We start from the raw sequence: 17,413 nt of genomic DNA on the forward strand, positions 1-17,413 counted from the left end.
ATGTTGGAGGACATGAAGACAAACCTCAAGCGCAGCGACGCACAATTTCGCGCACAACTTATCTCAGATGTCCATTACGATATTGCGCTCGATGTCAACGGAGCAGAGCAGTTCACGTCGACGACCAAGGTCACGTTCCGCTCGGGCGCAGGCGAGACGTTCTTCGATCTGGTCGCCGACGAGTTCTCCGCAACGCTCGACGGCCGCCCCGTCGACGGCCGCACCCTCACGCTCACCGAGGGCGAGCACACGTTAGTTGTCGACGCCACCATTACCTACAACCACACCGGAGAAGGCCTGCACAAGTTCGTCGACCCGGTGGACAACAAGGATTACCTCTACACCCAGTTCGAACCCGCGATGGCGATGAAGGTGTTTGCCTGCTTCGACCAGCCAGATATCAAGGCCACGTATAAGATTGCCGTCGACGCGCCAGAGGCCTACACGGTCGTACTCAACGAGGAGGCGACCCGTGAGGGCAACGTGTGGTCCTGCACCATTGATTACCCACTGTCGACGTACCTGGTGGCAATCTGCGCCGGCGAGTACGAGTTCGTCGAAGACGAGTACGTCGACGATCTGAAGCGTATCCCGCTTCGCATCTTTGCCCGCGCCTCACTCATGGAGCACCTCGACGCAGAACGCTTGTTCCGCCAGACGAAAGACGGCTTCGCGTACTACCACAAGAATTTTGCGATTGCGTACCCGTTCGGCAAGTACGACCAGATTTTCTGCCCCGAGTACAACATGGGCGCAATGGAGAACGCCGGCGCGGTGACGTTCCGCGATGAGTACGTCTTTACTTCCGAGCCAACCCCGTATCGCCTCGAGCGCCGCAACGACACGATCCTGCACGAGATGGCGCACATGTGGTTCGGCGACCTCGTCACGATGCAGTGGTGGGACGACTTGTGGCTCAACGAGTCCTTCGCGACCTGGTCCGCAGCCATTGCCCAGACCGAGATCGGCGAGTACCCGAATGCGTGGACGACGTTCGCGGCCGTCGAGAAGGCATGGGCCTACCAGCAAGATCAGCTGCCGACGACCCACCCAATCGCCGCTGACGCCCCGGACATCGAGACCGCCGAGCAGAACTTCGACGGGATCACCTACGCCAAGGGCGCGTCCGTGCTGAAGCAGCTGCAGGCATACGTTGGCCGCGACGAGTTCTTCGCGGGCGTGCGCGATCACTTCAACAACCACAAGTTCAGCAACGCTTCCTTCGACGATCTTCTGGGCGCGTTGGAGAAGTCGTCGGGCCGCGATTTGAGCGAGTGGTCCCAGCAGTGGCTGCGCACCACCGGTGTGTCCACCCTTCGCCCCGAAATCACTGAGGATTCCTTCGCAGTCGTGCAGGAATCCGATGTGCTGCGCACCCACCGGGTCGGCATCGGGCTGTACAAGCTTGACGGCGACAAGGTCGTGCGCACCCACCACGTAAAGGTGGACATCGAGGGGGCTCGCACTGAGGTTCCCGAGCTCGTCGGCATCGACCACGACCTCGCGCTGGTCAACGACGAAGACCTCACGTACTGCAAGATGCGCCTCACGCCGGAACACACTGAGTTCGTGCTGGAGCACATCGGGCAGATCGAGGACCCACTTGCGCGCACCCTGTGCTGGTCATCCCTGTGGGAGGCCGTCCGCGACACGCTGCTGCCAGCGCGCAAGTTTGTGATGGCCGTGGCCAACTTCAGCCGCCTCGAAGACCAACCGAGTGTGCAGGAGCGCCTCCTCGCGCAGGCGACGCTGGCGGTCAAGCAGTACGTGGCATGGTCCTGGCAGCGCACCGGCTTCTACATGCTCAGCGAGGCATTCCGCGGCCAGGAGCCTGCAGGTATCTACCAGCGCGCGCTCGCCCGCCTGCAGCCTTCGAAGCAGAACACGACGTACTTCCACGAACTCCTACAGTCGCTGGATAACCAGGAGATTCGCTGGCTCGTGCTCACGAACCTTGTCGCAGGCGGCGCCATGCTGGCCAAGACCGCCAAGAACGAGGAGGATCCGTCCTCCGAGGGTGCGCTGTCGCGCCTGCGCATCGACGCCGTCACGAACAAACAGTGGGCGTGGGATGAGATCGTCAGCGGTACACGCACAAACCTTGAGGTGCGCTTCCTTATCGACGGCCTCACCTTCACCTCCGAAGGCATGGACGGCTTGGCCGAGCGCTACTTCGAGATCGCGCCAGAGCTGTGGGACAAACTGACCAACGAGATGGCTCAGAACACGCTCGAGGGCCTGTTCCCGCTGTGGGATATTTCGATTGCTACAGTCGAGCGCGCCGAGGCGCTCCTTGCGCGGGAGGACATTCCGGCGGGCCTGCGCCGCATCGTTTCGGAGGGTAAGGCCCGCGTGGAGCGCGCGCTGCGCAACCGTGTTGGTGACGCAGGCGCGGAAGGCGCAGCGAAAACGCTGCGCTAGAGGCTAGAGCTCCTCGACGATGCGGATCTGCGCCGCATCCGTGCGAGCCACGATAGAGGCGAACATGACCAGCGTGTCACCCTCAAAGAGCTTGCGCGTGATGCGGTGCACCGGGGTGTTCGCCGCCAAGGAGAGGCTCTCGCGCTCCTTATCGGTCGGGTTGGCCGGGAACAGGATGTCCTCGCGGCGCAGGTGAGGAGTCACGCCACCCAGGTCGGTACGCTGGCCACGTTCGTAGTCGACGGAGCTACGGCTGTACTTGGACTCATAACCGGGGCGAACGTACGTGGTTTCAGCGAACACCGGGTTACCGTTGGCAAAGTGAACGAGCTCGCTGGTGAGCAACTTATCGCGGGAGTCTACGCCGAATGCAGAGACGACGATCTGCGGTGCGGGCGCAGCGGTCTCCGAAATCAGTTCGGAAGAGACGTCCAGACCATGCGCGATAAGCTGCTCCGTCAGCGATACCTTGCCCGTCAAGTCGATGATCGGAGGCAGCGCGCGAACGAATGCGCCACCGGTGCGGCCACGCTTACGCTCAATAATTCCTTCGAGCTGCAATAGGTCCAGTGCATGGCGCACGGTCATGCGTGCCACCCCGTACATGTCTACAAGTTCGCGTTCTGGCGGTAGCTTGTCGCCGGGTTCGAGCTCGCGCGATTCGATCTGGCTCCGCAGAGCATCAGCAATCGCTACATACGCTGGCTTTTTCGCCATAAATTCCTCCTATTTTTGCGGCTGCGTTTAGGTTCACTGCCGCCCGCCCATAACTCCAGGTGTGACGCCAAAAGGTACAACACCAAAATCTCAGTTGTTTCTAATATAGTTCATTGGACCATAAAAGTACCTAACAATAAATTTGAACAAAGTGCGCGACACTTGACACGTCCATAAATTGCAAAGTCATACTTTCAGTTGAACCCTATCGACGTGCCAAATTCAGGAATCTCCAACGCCAATTACAACATCGCCCAAGCCACGGCCAATACCCCCATTTGCGGTAACCCGGGTGCTCGACGGCTGCTCGAGACGTAGCGCGTAAACTAGAGCACAATGTTTTCTCTTACGCAGTTTTCTCCATCAGTCTTAGCCAAATCCGTGAGCGTTCCAGATGTCGACGAAGCCGTCGACTCCGTCACCTCGTGGTGGAATGACCCCGCCACGCGAGACATCTTTGTGACCCGCCCCCTGTGGATCCTGGTCATCCTGGCCATTGCCCTTGTGTTGCACATCGTGGTGCGCAGAATCATTACGAAGGCCGCGAACAACGCCATCAACTCCTCCAGCGCGGCTCTCCCCTTCCGCCGCCGCGCTGGCGCCGTGAAACCCGACACTGCGCATTCGCGCTCGCGGGAGCAGCGCCGCCAGCAGCGCATCCTCACGCTGGCGAACGTAGGACGCTCCGCGGCAGCAATTGTGATTTGGGTGTGGGCGGTCCTCACGGTGCTCGACCAACTCGGGGTCAACGTCGCCCCGCTCGTGGCCTCTGCGGGCGTCGTCGGCGTCGCCCTCGGCTTCGGCGCGCAGTCCCTTGTGAAAGACTTCCTCAGCGGCATCTTCATGTTGCTGGAAAACCAGTACGGTGTCGGTGACGTCATCGCGGTCAACGACATTGAGGGCACTGTAGAGCACGTCACGATGCGCATCACCACCGTCCGCGATATTGACGGCACCCTCTGGTACGTCCGAAACGGTAACATCGATCTGCTTGGCAACCAGAGCGACGTCTTCTCCGTTGCCCGCCTCGAGATCCCTGTTTCCATCCAGGCTGATCCGGAGCAGGCAGCCAGCGTCGTCGAGGCCGCAATGCAGGACGCAGTGACGCGCCCCGAGATCAAGGACAAACTCGTCGGTGAGGCCACCATGCTGGGCATTTCCAAGTTCGACCCGGAGTGCGCAACCCTGCGCGTGATGGTCAATACGCTGCCTGGCGAGCAGTGGGGCGTCTCCCGTTTCATGACCGCGGTCATCCTCGAGGCGCTTCACACGCACGGCGTACCACTACCCGGCACGGAGCCGACCTACATCCGACACCTGGACCGCACCCCTGGAGGTGAGAACACCGATGCAGATCAGCAATAGCAACGAAGCGCAGCAAACGCTCTACGAAGCCGTCGGCGGCGAGGAGTTCTTCCACACGCTCGTGCACCGCTTCTACGCCCAGGTCAAAGAAGATGACCTCATCGGCCCCATGTACCCCGACGAGGACTGGGAAGGCGCCGAATCCCGCTTGCGTTGGTTCCTCACCCAATACTGGGGCGGGCCACGCACTTACCAGGAGCGCCGTGGCAACCCAATGCTGCGCCGCCGCCACTTCCCGTTTGCAATCGGGGAGGCTGAGGCGGACCGCTGGCTCGAGCTGATGGGCAAGGCAATGGCCGAGTTTGACGACGCCACCCTGCCCCAGCCCTACCGCGACGCTATGTGGAATCACATGCAGCGAGTCGCGTACATGATGATCAACCAGGGCCCGCGGTCATACGAATAGGCTCAGCGACGTGCTGTGGTAGACGGTGCCGAAGGGGGCGTCGATACGCACCCACCTGCCTGCGCTCGAAACCCGCAGGTAGCGAGGCACTTCGATCGGGGCTTCGAACCCCGGAATGAGCCCAAGCGAGGTGCAGGTAAACACCGCGCGCATGGGTATTTCAAGTTTCGGGCCGCGGTCGTCCGCGTCGACGGTGATGACCACGGCGTCGAGAAGTGAAACCGGCGGGCCGAGCGGGCCCGCGAACTGGCGCGCAAGGTTTCGGCCTTCGTCGGCGAGCTGGCGCGCTGTAGAAATCGGTACCTCTTCGCGCAGCACGAACCCTTGCGCCGGTGGCAGTGCCCCGGGCCAGTTCTGATCCTGCGCCGCGCCAAGTGCTCCCGTCGAAGTTTCGAGTACCTCGAGAACCCGGCGCGCAGGCACCACCGCGCCGTCGCGGGAGACGGTACCCCGGACCCGGCGCGAGACGACGCAGTCGAACGGGGTGGTGACGAAGACGTCGACATCGTGTTCCCCGACTCGTTGGAACCGCGCGTAGGCGTCATCCTGGAGTGCGAGGGCGCGCTGCAGCAAGGCGCGCAGTCCGCGCTCCCCCTGCTCAACAGTCAGCGTTTCGGTGGTAGCCACCTATGCCTGCCCCAGCTCGTCGTCTCCGTCGAGCGTTGTGTAGGCGCGGGCAAGGATGCCGAGCTCCTGCGAAGTGATTGCTCGCGGGGTCGCCGTCCGTTTATCCACGGTGACCTGCACGCAATCAATCACGCAACAGACGCTGCCTTGTGCGTCCTTGATCTCCTGACGCGTCGTAAACGACGTGTTGCCGAGGTGGATCACCTGCGTATCAACGGTCATTGCCTGCGTGTTCGGCAGCACTGGGCGAACGTAGTCCGCTTCGATGCGCCGAACGAACACCACAAACTCGTACCCCTGAGACTCGAAGAACTCCTGGGCAAACGCGAGTCGCGCCTGCTGCGCGATCTCGATGTAAGCCGAGTTTGTCACATGGCCGTACCGGTCAAAATCGTTCCACCTCAGCGAGATGGAGTGCGTGTGAATCCTGCCGCGCATATTCTGTTCCGACATAGCCAATTCCTACCTTTTCCGCTGTTAGCGGCTGAGCTTGCGGTGGGTGACGCGCGACGGCTTCGCCGCTTCCTCACCGAGGCGCTCAACCTTGTTCTTCTCGTAGTCGCCGAAGTTGCCCTCGAACCAGTACCACTTGCCTTCCTCAACGTTGCCTTCCCAGGCGAGGATGTGGGTACAGGTGCGGTCCAGGAACCAGCGGTCGTGCGAAATCACGACAGCGCAACCTGGGAACTTCTGCAGCGCATTCTCAAGCGAGCCAAGGGTTTCGACGTCCAAGTCGTTGGTCGGCTCGTCGAGCAGGATCAGGTTGCCGCCCTGCTTCAGCGTCAGCGCCAGGTTCAGTCGGTTGCGCTCACCACCGGAGAGTACCTTGGACGGCTTCTGCTGGTCCGCGCCCTTGAAACCGAACGCCGAGAGGTAGGCACGCGACGGCATTTCGTTCTGGCCGACCACGATGTAGTCGAGCCCGTCGGACACGACTTCCCACACGGTCTTCTCGGGGTCGATGTTTTCGCGGTTCTGGTCGACGTAGGACAGCTTCACGGTCTCACCGACCACGACGGTGCCTGCGTCTGGCTCTTCCATCCCAACGATGGTCTTGAACAGGGTGGACTTACCCACACCGTTCGGGCCGATCACACCCACGATGCCGTTGCGGGGCAGCGTGAAAGACAGGTCCTTGATCAGGACGCGACCGTCGAAGCCCTTATCCAGGTGCTCGACCTCGACGACCTTGTTGCCCAGGCGTGGAGGCGTCGGGATCTGGATTTCTTCGAAGTCCAGCTTTTTGTACTGCTCTGCCTCGGCAGCCATTTCCTCGTAGCGTTCCAGACGCGCTTTGTTCTTCGCCTGGCGCGCCTTCGGCGAGGATCGTACCCACTCGAGCTCGTTCTTCAGGCGCTTCTGCAGCTTCTGATCCTTCTTGCCAGCAACCTCGAGGCGCTCGGCCTTCTTCTCCAGGTAGGTGGAGTAGTTGCCCTCATACGGGTAGAGCTTGCCGCGGTCGACCTCACAGATCCACTCGGCAACGTTGTCCAGGAAGTAGCGGTCGTGGGTAATTGCCAGGACGGCACCCGGGTAGTTCTGCAGGTGCTTCTCCAGCCACAGGACGGACTCGGCGTCGAGGTGGTTCGTCGGCTCGTCGAGCAGCAGCAGGTCCGGCTCGGACAGCAGCAGCTTCGCCAGCGCGACACGGCGGCGCTCACCACCGGAAAGCTTGGTCACCGGGCTATCGGACGGTGGACAGCGCAGCGCCTCCATCGCCTGCTCAATCTTGGAATCGACTTCCCAGGCGTCAGCGGCGTCGAGCTCCTCCTGGAGCTTGCCCATTTCTTCCATGAGCTCGTCGGTGTAGTTCGTCGCCATCTCTTCAGCGATTTCTTCGAAGCGCTGCTTCTTCTCGAAGATGTCGCCGAGGCCCTCTTCGACGTTCTCGCGAACGGTCTTTTCCTCGTTCAGCGGTGGCTCCTGCAGGAGGATGCCGACCGTTGCGCCGGGATCCAGGAATGCCTCGCCGTTGTTTGGCTGGTCAATCCCCGCCATGATCTTGAGCAGCGAGGACTTACCTGCGCCGTTTGGCCCAACGACACCAATCTTGGCGCCGGGATAAAAGGCCATGGTGACATTGTCCAAAATGACCTTGTCACCGATGGCCCTGCGAACGTTTTTCATCGTGTAGATGAACTCAGCCACGTAAAAACCCCTTTAACTGAAGCGGACATACATCGTTTCACAGGGTACATCAGCGAAAGGTGAACGTGCGCTTTCCAGCGCCAAGCGGCGGCACCGTCGGAGTGTTAGAAGGGTGCGGGACCATCGTCACTTTCAGTACTGCTAGCGCCCACAGCGACCGACTCGAGTTCAGGCGACCGCGGTTGTGGTTCCGTAGCCGCCGCCGAGTCCACCGACGACGCCGACGCCTGCATCTTCATTTGCTCGAAGTAGAACTCGCGCTCCTCCTCCGTCATGAAGTCGACCGCCGTCTTGATCTTCACCGCAGGCTGACCCTCGAGTGTGTGGCCGTTCTCGGTGATCTTCCAGGAGGAGATCTGGTGCATGCCGAGCTCGAACGCGACCTTGTCGGCTTTCAGCACGGTGCGGTACCGGTTGAGTTTCTCGCCCGCGTCGTTAGTTTCTACCCAGGTCTCCGTAACCAACCGGCCGGAGACCATCACCGGCGCGCCACGGAACAGTGAGGTGCGCGCGTTGATGGCGAGCTGGTTCCAACACTCGACGTCGATGTAGAGCTGGTCCGTGTCCTCCCAAATGTCGCGGCCCTGGTTGTCCTGCTCGCCCGTGCGCCGCCTGCGGGAGGACGCGATGCGCATCTTGCACACCGAGTTTCCCGACGCCGGGAACCACTTAAAGTACGGTGCTGCCGTCAAGTTTCCGCATACGGTGACGTTCATCTGGCTCATTGTTGTGTCCTTTCAATTGTTTGCTGAACTGGTACAACTCGGAGCTTTCCAGTGCAGAAACAGAAAAGAAAGGATGCGGCCTTGCAGCCTGTGGATTGATTTTTGGAATTCCACAGATCCCAGGGAATCGTCGATTAGCCCTTGTGCTGCGGGGTATCCGACGTGTACTGTGCGAGCATTTCGTTGTAGGCGCGCCACTCGGCGTCGTCAGTCTCGTCCGCGATGCGGTCGACCTCTGCGGTTTCTGCGCGGTCCTCACGCCACCACAGGATGAACAGCACACCGAACACGATAACAAGCGGGAACGAGCCCGATGCCCAGGCGATACCGCCGCCCACCTTCTGGTCCGCCAGCAGATCCGGGTCCCACGGCAGGAGCAGCGAGCGGTAGAACTCCTCGCCCATCACGGTGTTGAGCTGCATGAGGTACACGCCCATAAAGAGGTGCACCGGCATGGAGATCCACAGCCACAGCAGGCGCGTCTTCGCCGTCACGCGCCCCTCGATGTAGTCCGGGCCGATGAGCTCCCAGAAGTAGAAGTAGCCCGACACCAGGAACACCGCGTTCATGATGACGTGGCCTGCGTGCTCCGAAATCATCAGTTCGTACAGGTCAGTGAACACGTACATGACGTAGAAGAACACCAGGAACTGCACCGCGGACACCGGCGGGTACGTCACGATGCGCAGGAACTTACTGCGCTGGAAGGACTGCGCCCACAGCCGGGGGTTGAACTCCCCGGACGGGTAGGCGTCGATAATGAGCGTCAGCGGCGCGCCCAGCACGAGGAACACCGGCACACCCATCGACAGGATCATGTGGACCGTCATGTGCGCCGAGTAGGAGGCTGGCATGTGCAACCCAATGCCGGAGCACATCGTGACTACGACGGTCGCGCAACCCAGCAGCCACCACGCCGTGCGCCCCTTGGACCATCCGCTCACCCGGCGCGTCAGGTGCAGGTAGTAGACGGCCAGCAGGATCGCGATCACGCTGTAGAGCAGCTCGAAACGCCACAGTCCGACCCAATTCGACCAGGTCAGTGGGTCCTCAAGATTGTAGCCCATCTGGATCTGCATCGGGGTGAGGTTCGGGTCTCGTGGCGGTGGCGGCGGAGTGCGCCCGAGCGTCACCGCAAGGCCGGTCACAGCGGCCATCACTAGCACTTCCACCGCGCCGAGCCGTACGAACGCTCGGCGTTGCGACGGCCCCTCCGTCTCAAGCGCCGGAATCGTCCTCTCGCGGTGCGCATACCCCATCAAACCAAGCAGCAGTATGCCAACCAGCTTGCCCACCAGCACCCAGCCGTAGGCGTAGCGGGTGATGTCGTCCAGGTGCACGCGGATCGCGCCATTAATCACGCCCGACACGGCCATCGCCACGAAGGCGAACAGCGCGATGCGCGAGTATCTGCGCACCGCCGGTGCCAAGTTCGGCCCCAACCTGAAACCGTGCGCCACCAGCGCCATCAGAGCTCCAACCCACACCAGCAGGAATACCAGGTGCCAGATGAAGGAGTTCGTGCCGAAGTCGTGATCGCCACCGGTCGCGGAGTGACCAGTCAGCGCCAGCGGCATAATCGCCAACAACGAGCCGATGAACAACGCCACCTGCGACCACCAACACGACACCCGATACCCAGCCACGGACACACACGCCGCGATCGCCGCGACAATGAGCCAGACGCGGGCGTCAGCAACCTTGTCCAGCGCTAGGGCCCAGGCGTCGACCTCAAACATCACGGTGCTCAACGGCTGGCCTGAGACGTCGGAAAGCACCAGCGGCACCATCACCACTCCGATCAGCGCCAACCCCGCCGACGACGCCGCGCCAGTCCGCGACGCAATCACCCCGTCGACGGTCAGGCGCGCGCCGTTGAGATCCTGTCCCGTCTGCTTCGGCGGCAGCAACCACGCAGAGAAGAGGAAGGACCCGGCAGCCAGCGCGGCCAGTACCCACGCTGCGCCCCGCAGGGCCGGCAGGCCGAACGTCGTCAACACTCCCGGATCCGGAATACCCAACGCCGCGAGCGAGGCGCCCGCGAACATCTCCGAAATCACCCCGGCGATGAGCGCCGCGACGAGCCCCGCCGCAAGATACAACGGAAACGCCGCTTTCACCGCCGACTTTGAGGCAACCTGCGCATTTGACATGCTCACTACCCTACGTTCGAAATCTGCCTGTTCCCAAGTTTTTCGACGCCCACTTCTCCGCCTCCACGTCACAAGTGTGAGCAATAGCTTCTTGCTCAGCCCCACCAGGACTCGGACCTGTCGGGGACAGTTCACTTAAAAGAACGCTGCCATCCACCGTTCGCCGATTCCGCCCCGCGGACAACTGGCATGCCACACCATGTCCGCGGCACCTCTCCCACCTCGCGGATTGGGCAGAACCAACCACTTGCCCTGTCCGCCCCGCGGACACTCAACCGGTGAGACCGGATCGCCAAAGAACTGTCCGCCCCGCGGACACCCTGACCGCACTCTGTCCGCGGCAGCCCTCTCACCAGCAGCTCCAGAAAACCCACCACCAATAAGTGTCCGCCGCGCGGACACCCAACGCAGAGGGTCCGTCGCGAAAGAATGCCACTGTGGATTTACGAGTCCGATTCAGCAGCGCGGCGCTGACGCTGTAGCTTCCCGTGTGCACGGGCGATGCGGTAGAAAGTGCGCAAGCTCGCGAGCTGCAGCCCGCTCTCTTGCGCCTTCTGGTAGATGGCGTCCGCGCTCAGGTCGGGGTGGGCGTCGAAAAGATCGAGGATCTGTTGTACATCTGAATCCGGAATACGTGGGATGTTTCGTTCGCGGTGAGGGATCGGGTTTTCTTTCTTGGGCCTCGGGTTGGCCTGGTAGTAGCGCCTCGAGCGCGAGATCCTCAAAATTTCACACGCACGGCGCATGGAATGGCCGACGCTCATGAGCAGATCCAGGAACTCGTTTTCTTGACGTACACCTTCCTCGTACCGCTTCGTTTCCTCGGGGCTTAGAATTTTTCCGCCGCGTCGGAGGTCCCGCCATTCTTCCTTGGCAGAGACCCCATAGCTTTTCCCAGGACATCGCTAGTGTCCTTCCACAGCTTGGCTTCTTTGCGCAGTCGAGCATTTTCTCGTTTCAGCGCCTCGTATTCTTTGCGTGGCATCGTTACTTCGTCGTTGCTCATGGTTTTCCTTTCGCTTGGGGTCTAGCCAAGATACTGCCACACAGTTAAGGGCAAACCCCCAGGCGCTACGCTGTAGTGCATGGACACACGTGATCGGGATGCGTTGACGGCTGCCAAGTTGTATTACCGCTCGGAGCTGAGTCAGGCGGAAGTCGCTGCAGAGATGGGGTGTTCTCGCCCGACGGTGGCGAAGCTCCTGCAGCACGCGAAGGACCGTGGCTACGTCACTATTGAGGTGCACGACCCGCAGGAGGCGGACGAGATCCTGATCGAGGATCTCACCTCCCGGTACGCGCTGGAGGGTGTGCGGATTGTTCACCCGGCGAACCCATCTGCAGCGATCATGGAGGATCTTGGGGTGGCTGGCGCACGCTACCTGGAGTCGATGCCGTTGGATGGCCTTTCGGTGGGGGTGTCCTGGGGAAAAACGCTGCTCAACATTGCGCGGAATCTACGACCGACGAACATGCGGGCGCGCCAGATTGTGCAGTTGAAAGGTGGGTCGTCGCGTTCCAACCTGGCCACGAATGACTTTGAGACGATCACCGGTTTCTGCACCGCGTTCAACGCGCCCGCGTTAACGCTCCCGCTGCCTGTCATTTTTGAGCGAGTGGAAACTAAGGAGATCGTGGAGCAGGATTCCCACATCGCGGACGTGCTGCAGCAGGGGCGGGAGACCGACGTGGCGGTGTTCACGGTGGGTTCTGTGCGAAAGCAGAGCTTGCTGATGAACCTGGGGTACCTGTCTGAGGAGATGTCGCGGGAGCTGCTCGGCGTTGCGGTGGGTGACGCTTGTTCGCGGTTCTACACGCGGGAGGGGGATGTGGCGTCGAAAAGAATTGATGATCTGACGGTGGGCATTGAGCTCGACGAGCTGCGGGCGAGGCCGCGTCGAGTGCTGGTAGCTGGGGGTTTGTACAAGGCTGAGGCGATTGAGACGGCGCTGTGGATGGGGTTGGCCAGTGATTTGGTGATTGATCAGCCGACGGCGGTTCGGGTGCTGGAGATTGCGAAGACTCGCTAATTGACGCCTTTTCTCCCCCATTTGGGGTGTATTGCACCTCCAATCAGAACATTTGCAAACTTTAGTATTGCCATATGTTCCTAGTGGTCTTAGAGTGGACACCGAAAGGTCAACCAGATACTGCAAAAGGAGTTGCACATGTCCACCCCGACCGTCTCCACCCCGCACATCGTCCCAACCGGACCTATCGCTGAAACCGTCCTCATGCCGGGCGACCCACTGCGCGCGAAGTTCATCGCAGAGACCTACCTGGAAAACCCAGTCCAGTTCAACGCCGTGCGCAACATGCTCGGCTACACCGGCACCTACCAAGGCCACGAAGTTTCCGTGATGGGCTCCGGCATGGGCATTCCGTCCATCAGCCTATACGCCTACGAGCTCATTCATTTCTTCGGTGCAAAGAAGCTCATCCGCGTCGGCTCCTGCGCATGCTTCCAGCCTGACATGAAGCTCTTCGACATCATCGTCGCCTCCTCCGCATCGACGGACTCGCACTTCATCGAGCAGTACGACCTGCCGGGCACCTACGCCCCGACCGCGTCCTGGAAGCTGCTCGAGGCAACCTACAAAGAGTCGCAGAAGCAGGGCGTCGACATCCATGTGGGCAACATCCTGTCCTCCGACGTCTTCTACAACTTCAAGGACGACGTCAACGACCGCTGGGCCAAGATGGGCGTGCTCGGCGTCGAGATGGAATCCGCCGGCCTCTACGCCGTCGCCGCCGAGGCAGGCGTTGACGCGATGGGCATCTTCACCGTGTCCGACGTCATCGGCTCCGGCGAGAAGGCCTCCGCTGAGGAGCGCCAGAACGCGTTTACCCAGATGATGGAGCTGGCACTTCCGCTGGCTGCCGTCTAACCCCAACCCGTCCCCACACGTTTGAAGGAACTCACCATGACATCTCAAACAGTTCAAAAGGCGCTCAGCCCGAAGCGGGCCGTGCCGATCATCCTGTTTACCTTCGTGTTCTCACTGATCATCGATAACGGTTTCAAGTTCATGACCGACTCGATGGGTGAGGCGCTCAACCTTTCCCTCAATGAGGTCAGCTTGCAGGCCTCGCTCGCGGGCGTGATCATCGGCATCGGCGCGGTGGTGTACGCGGCATTGGCTGACGTGGTGAGTATCCGCAAGCTGCTGATGGTCGGTATCACGCTGACGCTGGTCGGCTCGGTCATCGGCTACCTCGGCCAGAACGTGTGGGGGCTGGTCCTGGTCGGCCGCGTGGTGCAGACCACCGGCCTCGCCGCGGCGGAGACGCTCTACGTCATCTACGTGACCAAGCACCTCAGCGAGAAAGACCAGAAGACCTACCTTGGCTTTTCTACCTCCGCGTTCCAGGGCGCAACGCTCTTCGGTGCGCTGACCTCGGGCTACATCGCCACCCATATCTCGTGGACCGCGATGTTCTTGATCCCGCTCATCCTGGCCTTCGCTGTCCCCGTCATCATGAAGACGGTCCCGGAGGAGGCCTCGCTGGAGTCGGGCCACGTCGACTGGCTGGGGCTCTTCCTCATCGCCGTGCTGGCGACCAGCGCCATCATGTTCATGCAAGCGTTCCAGTTTCTGTGGCTCATTCCGCTGGCACTCGCGCTCATCGCGTTCATCGCGCACGTGAAGAAGGGCAAGCGCCCGCTGGTCAACCCGGAGTTCTTCCAGAACCGCGCCTACGTCACCGCCATCATCTTGGTCGCGATTGTCTACTCGGTGCAGCTCGGCTACCTGGTGCTCTTCCCCGCGATGGCGAAGGCTGTCCACGGGCTCAGCGCTGACGACGCCTCCCTGCTGCTCATCCCGGGCTACACCGGCGCCGTCATCGTCGGTGCGCTCTCGGGCAAGATTGGCAAGTTCTTGCCGACGCGCCCCGCGATCTTCACCGCACTCGCCTCCATCACCATCGCGTTGCTGATCCTCGCAGTCGGGATGGAAGCCAGCCCGTGGGTCTTCATGCTTTCCTCCCTGCTCTTCGCCTGCGGTTTCGCCCTGCTGTACGCGCCACTGGTCGCGACGGCAATCGGCAACATCCCCGCTGCGAAGTCGGGTATCGCAATCGGTTTCTACAACCTCACAATCAACGTCGCCGTCCCGCTCGGCATCGCGTACAGCGCGAAGCTGGTGGATCTCGACCTTGGGGTGCCAGGCTTCCTGCCACAAAACTCGGGCAGCTACCCCACCGTCATGCTCATCCTGGCCATCATCGCAGTCGCCGGCACCGCGCTCTATGCAGCGCTCACCGCGCGCATGAAGCAACCGGCTTAACCTGCACACTTTCTACAACTCAAGGAGTTTTTCAACATGCTTACTCGCCAAAATGTCGCCCAGATGATCGACCACACGCTGCTCAAGCCGGAGGCCACCCACGAGGACGTCGCCAAGCTTATCGACGAAGCTTCGCACCTCGGCACGTTCTCCGTCTGCGTCTCCCCATCCATGCTGCCGATCGAAACCCCAGCTGACCTGAAGGTCGCGGTGGTGTGCGGATTCCCTTCCGGCGCTGTCCCAACCGCGGCAAAGGCAGCCGACGCCGCCCACAGTGTTGACAACGGTGCAGACGAGGTCGATATGGTCATCGACCTGGGGGCCGCGAAAGAAGGCAAGTGGGACGTCGTACGCGACGACATCGCCGCAGTAAAGAAGGCGTGCGGCGACAAACTGCTCAAGGTCATTATCGAGTCCGCCGTCCTCACGGACGACGAGATCGTCGCAGCGTGCAAGGCTTCCATGGAGGCCGGTGCCGACTACGTGAAGACCTCGACGGGCTTCCACCCCGCCGGTGGCGCCTCCGCGCACGCCGTGAAACTGATGCGTGAGACCGTCGGCGACAAGCTCGGCGTGAAGGCCTCCGGCGGTATCCGCGACGCCGCCACCGCGAAGGAAATGATTGAGGCTGGCGCGTCCCGCCTGGGCCTGTCCAGCTCCGCTACGGTGCTGGAGGGGTGGAACTAGCAATGGCTACTGATCTTCGTGCACAGGCCGAGGCTTGGATCGCGCAAGATCCCGATCCCGCCACCCGCGAGGCATTAACTGCCGTCCTCGACGACGAGGCCGAGCTTACAAAAGCCTTCGCAGGCCCGCTCCAGTTCGGCACCGCTGGGCTGCGCGGCGAGATTGGCTTCGGCGAGTCCCGCATGAACCAGGCCGTGGTCATGCGCGCCACCGCCGGGCTCTTGGAATGGCTCAAGCAGCAGGTGGACACGCCTCGCGTGGTCATCGGGTGCGACGCCCGCCACGGCTCCGCCAAATTCGCGCAGGCCGCAGCTGAGGTCGTCGCCGGCGCGGGTGGGCACGCCATGCTGTTGCCGCTGGCCCAGCCGACCCCGCTGACTTCCTTCAGCGTGCGCACGCTCAACGCCGACGCCGGCATCATGGTCACCGCCTCCCACAACCCGAAGTGGGACAACGGCTACAAGGTCTACCTCGGCGGGCGCGTCGTCGACGCAGATAACGCCGCCGGCTGCCAGATCATCTCACCTGCCGACGCCGAGATCGCCGCCTGCATCGCCGCCGCACCCGGCGCGACGGAGCTCCCACTGGACACGACCATCGAGCAGGTGGACACCCGCGAGGACTACGTCGCCGCCACCAGCGCGCTTAGCGACCTCGACGACACCCCACCGATCACGATCGTGCTCACACCAATGCACGGCGTCGGTGGCGAACTCGCACGCACCACCCTGGAGGCTGCGGGCTTTGGGGACGTAGTGGGCGTCGAGAAGCAGTGGAAGCCTGACCCTGACTTCCCCACCGTCGCCTTCCCCAACCCGGAGGAAGACGGCGCCCTCGACCTCGCCGTAGAGAAGGCGAACGAGGTCAACGCGGACGTCATTATCGCCCTCGACCCCGACGCCGACCGCTGCGCAGTCGCAGTCCCGGCGCGCACCGCCCCGAGCGCGGGCACCCCGCTGGGCAACGGCTGGGTGAAGCTCTCCGGCGACGAAACCGGCGCGCTGATCGGCGAGTACGTGGCGTCGCGTGCGCAGGGCGGCTCGACGGCGTGCTCGATTGTTTCGGGCAGGCTGCTCGGCAAAATCGCGGCAGCCCACGGGCTGGATCACGCGACGACGCTCACCGGGTTCAAGTGGATCGGGCGCACCCCGCAGCTCGTGTTCGGCTACGAGGAAGCAATCGGCTACTGCGTCGACCCAGCGCACGCCCGCGACAAGGACGGCATGTCCGCCGCGGTGATCGTCGGCTCGATCGTGGCGCAGCTCAAGGCGCGCAACATGAGCGTGCTCGAGCAGTTCGACGCCCTGGCCAGCAAGTACGGACTGTACCGCACCCAGCCGCTGACCTTCCGCGTCGACGACCTCTCCCTCATCAGCGACGCCATGCAGCGCCTCCGCGCGCACACCCCGACGGAGCTCGCCGGCTCTGAGGTTGTCGAGTACGTCGACCTCAACAACGGCTACGGCGCCACCCCAGGCACCAACGGCATCCTGATCCGCACCGCGGACAACGACCGCGTAGTCATCCGCCCGAGCGGCACCGAACCGAAGCTGAAGTGCTACCTCGAGGTCGTCCTGCCAGTAGAAACAGGCGAAGCACCTGACTGGGCCGCCGCCGACGCCCGCCTGGCCACCATCAGCGACGCCACCCGCGCGCTGTGCGGAATCTAACTGCGCTATACTATCGAAGGCTTGGGCGCCGATTTGTCGACGCCCAGCTCAGCCTCCATAGCTCAGTGGATTAGAGCAACCGGCTTCTACCCGGTGTGTCGCGGGTTCGAATCCTGCTGGGGGCACTTTTTCATCACCCCCGCTGCCTGTCGTTTTGCCTGGTGGCGGGGGTGTTTTTGTTTGTATGGTGGGTTTTGAAGAAAGG

Annotated in this window: 16 protein-coding genes and 1 tRNA gene; 9 read left to right on the top strand and 8 right to left on the bottom strand. The window is 62.0% G+C overall.

Annotated elements, in window-relative coordinates; genetic code table 11:
• Positions 1–2,421 (top strand): aminopeptidase N, encoded by a 2,421-nt coding sequence (gene pepN / locus ACXIUA_RS03940; protein WP_457976176.1) that lies wholly within the window; start codon positions 1–3, stop codon positions 2,419–2,421.
• A 3-nt stretch (positions 2,422–2,424) separates the two neighbouring features.
• Here pepN and ACXIUA_RS03945 read toward each other — a convergent pair whose 3' ends face one another.
• On the bottom strand, positions 2,425–3,138 hold the full coding sequence (locus tag ACXIUA_RS03945; RefSeq protein WP_457976178.1) for a GntR family transcriptional regulator: 714 nt from the start codon (positions 3,136–3,138) through the stop codon (positions 2,425–2,427).
• Positions 3,139–3,474: 336 nt separating this feature from the next.
• Here ACXIUA_RS03945 and ACXIUA_RS03950 point away from each other — a divergent pair, with 336 nt between their 5' ends.
• Together ACXIUA_RS03950 and ACXIUA_RS03955 are read left to right on the top strand one after the other, a co-directional pair.
• Positions 3,475–4,503 carry a mechanosensitive ion channel family protein gene (locus tag ACXIUA_RS03950; RefSeq protein ID WP_457976180.1) on the top strand — a complete coding sequence of 343 codons (1,029 nt, stop codon included), beginning with the start codon at positions 3,475–3,477 and terminating at the stop codon, positions 4,501–4,503.
• Positions 4,487–4,909: a globin gene (locus tag ACXIUA_RS03955; protein WP_070362017.1), complete on the top strand. Its 423-nt coding sequence runs from the start codon at positions 4,487–4,489 to the stop codon at positions 4,907–4,909. The genes ACXIUA_RS03950 and ACXIUA_RS03955 overlap by 17 nt, the downstream gene beginning before the upstream one ends.
• Here ACXIUA_RS03955 and ACXIUA_RS03960 read toward each other — a convergent pair.
• The 7 genes from ACXIUA_RS03960 to ACXIUA_RS03990 all read right to left on the bottom strand — a co-directional run bounded on the left by ACXIUA_RS03960 (position 4,898) and on the right by ACXIUA_RS03990 (position 11,568).
• Positions 4,898–5,536 (bottom strand): hypothetical protein, encoded by a 639-nt coding sequence (locus tag ACXIUA_RS03960; protein WP_457976181.1) that lies wholly within the window; start codon positions 5,534–5,536, stop codon positions 4,898–4,900. The genes ACXIUA_RS03955 and ACXIUA_RS03960 overlap by 12 nt on opposite strands.
• The gene (locus ACXIUA_RS03965; protein WP_457976182.1) at positions 5,537–5,989 is read right to left on the bottom strand and encodes an acyl-CoA thioesterase; all 453 of its coding nucleotides are present in this window, start codon (positions 5,987–5,989) and stop codon (positions 5,537–5,539) included.
• 24 nt (positions 5,990–6,013) lie between these two features.
• Complete coding sequence (gene ettA, locus ACXIUA_RS03970; RefSeq protein WP_457976183.1) at positions 6,014–7,684, bottom strand: energy-dependent translational throttle protein EttA; 1,671 nt, start codon at positions 7,682–7,684, stop codon at positions 6,014–6,016.
• A 104-nt stretch (positions 7,685–7,788) separates the two neighbouring features.
• The gene (locus ACXIUA_RS03975) at positions 7,789–8,409 is read right to left on the bottom strand and encodes a single-stranded DNA-binding protein (RefSeq protein ID WP_457976184.1); all 621 of its coding nucleotides are present in this window, start codon (positions 8,407–8,409) and stop codon (positions 7,789–7,791) included.
• Between the two features lie 134 nt (positions 8,410–8,543).
• Positions 8,544–10,562 (bottom strand): cytochrome c oxidase assembly protein, encoded by a 2,019-nt coding sequence (locus tag ACXIUA_RS03980; RefSeq protein ID WP_457976185.1) that lies wholly within the window; start codon positions 10,560–10,562, stop codon positions 8,544–8,546.
• A 443-nt stretch (positions 10,563–11,005) separates the two neighbouring features.
• The gene (locus ACXIUA_RS03985) at positions 11,006–11,326 is read right to left on the bottom strand and encodes a hypothetical protein (protein ID WP_457976186.1); all 321 of its coding nucleotides are present in this window, start codon (positions 11,324–11,326) and stop codon (positions 11,006–11,008) included.
• A 65-nt stretch (positions 11,327–11,391) separates the two neighbouring features.
• The gene (locus ACXIUA_RS03990) at positions 11,392–11,568 is read right to left on the bottom strand and encodes a hypothetical protein (protein ID WP_457976187.1); all 177 of its coding nucleotides are present in this window, start codon (positions 11,566–11,568) and stop codon (positions 11,392–11,394) included.
• Between the two features lie 79 nt (positions 11,569–11,647).
• Between ACXIUA_RS03990 and ACXIUA_RS03995 the strand changes: the two genes are divergently transcribed.
• From ACXIUA_RS03995 to ACXIUA_RS04020, 6 genes are all read left to right on the top strand, one after another.
• Complete coding sequence (locus ACXIUA_RS03995) at positions 11,648–12,592, top strand: sugar-binding transcriptional regulator (RefSeq protein WP_070478434.1); 945 nt, start codon at positions 11,648–11,650, stop codon at positions 12,590–12,592.
• A gap of 138 nt (positions 12,593–12,730) precedes the next feature.
• The gene (deoD, locus tag ACXIUA_RS04000; protein ID WP_070975241.1) at positions 12,731–13,450 is read left to right on the top strand and encodes a purine-nucleoside phosphorylase; all 720 of its coding nucleotides are present in this window, start codon (positions 12,731–12,733) and stop codon (positions 13,448–13,450) included.
• A gap of 36 nt (positions 13,451–13,486) precedes the next feature.
• A complete protein-coding gene (locus ACXIUA_RS04005; RefSeq protein ID WP_457976188.1) occupies positions 13,487–14,851 on the top strand; it encodes an MFS transporter in 1,365 nt (454 codons plus the stop codon).
• 36 nt (positions 14,852–14,887) lie between these two features.
• Positions 14,888–15,538 (top strand): deoxyribose-phosphate aldolase, encoded by a 651-nt coding sequence (gene deoC, locus ACXIUA_RS04010; RefSeq protein WP_457976189.1) that lies wholly within the window; start codon positions 14,888–14,890, stop codon positions 15,536–15,538.
• A gap of 2 nt (positions 15,539–15,540) precedes the next feature.
• A complete protein-coding gene (locus ACXIUA_RS04015; protein WP_457976190.1) occupies positions 15,541–17,208 on the top strand; it encodes a phospho-sugar mutase in 1,668 nt (555 codons plus the stop codon).
• 51 nt (positions 17,209–17,259) lie between these two features.
• Positions 17,260–17,333, top strand: a tRNA-Arg gene (locus ACXIUA_RS04020).
• Positions 17,334–17,413: the final 80 nt, after the last annotated feature.

Source organism: Corynebacterium sp. UMB8791 (genome assembly GCF_054166365.1).

Bases quoted from the DNA above. Each gene is read 5' to 3' on its own strand.
- pepN (WP_457976176.1), top strand. From the start codon at position 1: ATGTTGGAGGACATGAAGACAAACCTCAAGCGCAGCGACGCACAATTT.
- ACXIUA_RS04015 (WP_457976190.1), top strand. From the start codon at position 15,541: ATGGCTACTGATCTTCGTGCACAGGCCGAGGCTTGGATCGCGCAAGAT.
- ACXIUA_RS03950 (WP_457976180.1), top strand. From the start codon at position 3,475: ATGTTTTCTCTTACGCAGTTTTCTCCATCAGTCTTAGCCAAATCCGTG.
- ACXIUA_RS04005 (WP_457976188.1), top strand. From the start codon at position 13,487: ATGACATCTCAAACAGTTCAAAAGGCGCTCAGCCCGAAGCGGGCCGTG.
- ACXIUA_RS03975 (WP_457976184.1), bottom strand. From the start codon at position 8,409: ATGAGCCAGATGAACGTCACCGTATGCGGAAACTTGACGGCAGCACCG.
- ACXIUA_RS03955 (WP_070362017.1), top strand. From the start codon at position 4,487: ATGCAGATCAGCAATAGCAACGAAGCGCAGCAAACGCTCTACGAAGCC.
- ACXIUA_RS03965 (WP_457976182.1), bottom strand. From the start codon at position 5,989: ATGTCGGAACAGAATATGCGCGGCAGGATTCACACGCACTCCATCTCG.
- ACXIUA_RS03980 (WP_457976185.1), bottom strand. From the start codon at position 10,562: ATGTCAAATGCGCAGGTTGCCTCAAAGTCGGCGGTGAAAGCGGCGTTT.
- deoC (WP_457976189.1), top strand. From the start codon at position 14,888: ATGCTTACTCGCCAAAATGTCGCCCAGATGATCGACCACACGCTGCTC.
- ACXIUA_RS03990 (WP_457976187.1), bottom strand. From the start codon at position 11,568: ATGAGCAACGACGAAGTAACGATGCCACGCAAAGAATACGAGGCGCTG.
- ACXIUA_RS03985 (WP_457976186.1), bottom strand. From the start codon at position 11,326: ATGAGCGTCGGCCATTCCATGCGCCGTGCGTGTGAAATTTTGAGGATC.
- ACXIUA_RS03995 (WP_070478434.1), top strand. From the start codon at position 11,648: ATGGACACACGTGATCGGGATGCGTTGACGGCTGCCAAGTTGTATTAC.
- ACXIUA_RS03945 (WP_457976178.1), bottom strand. From the start codon at position 3,138: ATGGCGAAAAAGCCAGCGTATGTAGCGATTGCTGATGCTCTGCGGAGC.
- deoD (WP_070975241.1), top strand. From the start codon at position 12,731: ATGTCCACCCCGACCGTCTCCACCCCGCACATCGTCCCAACCGGACCT.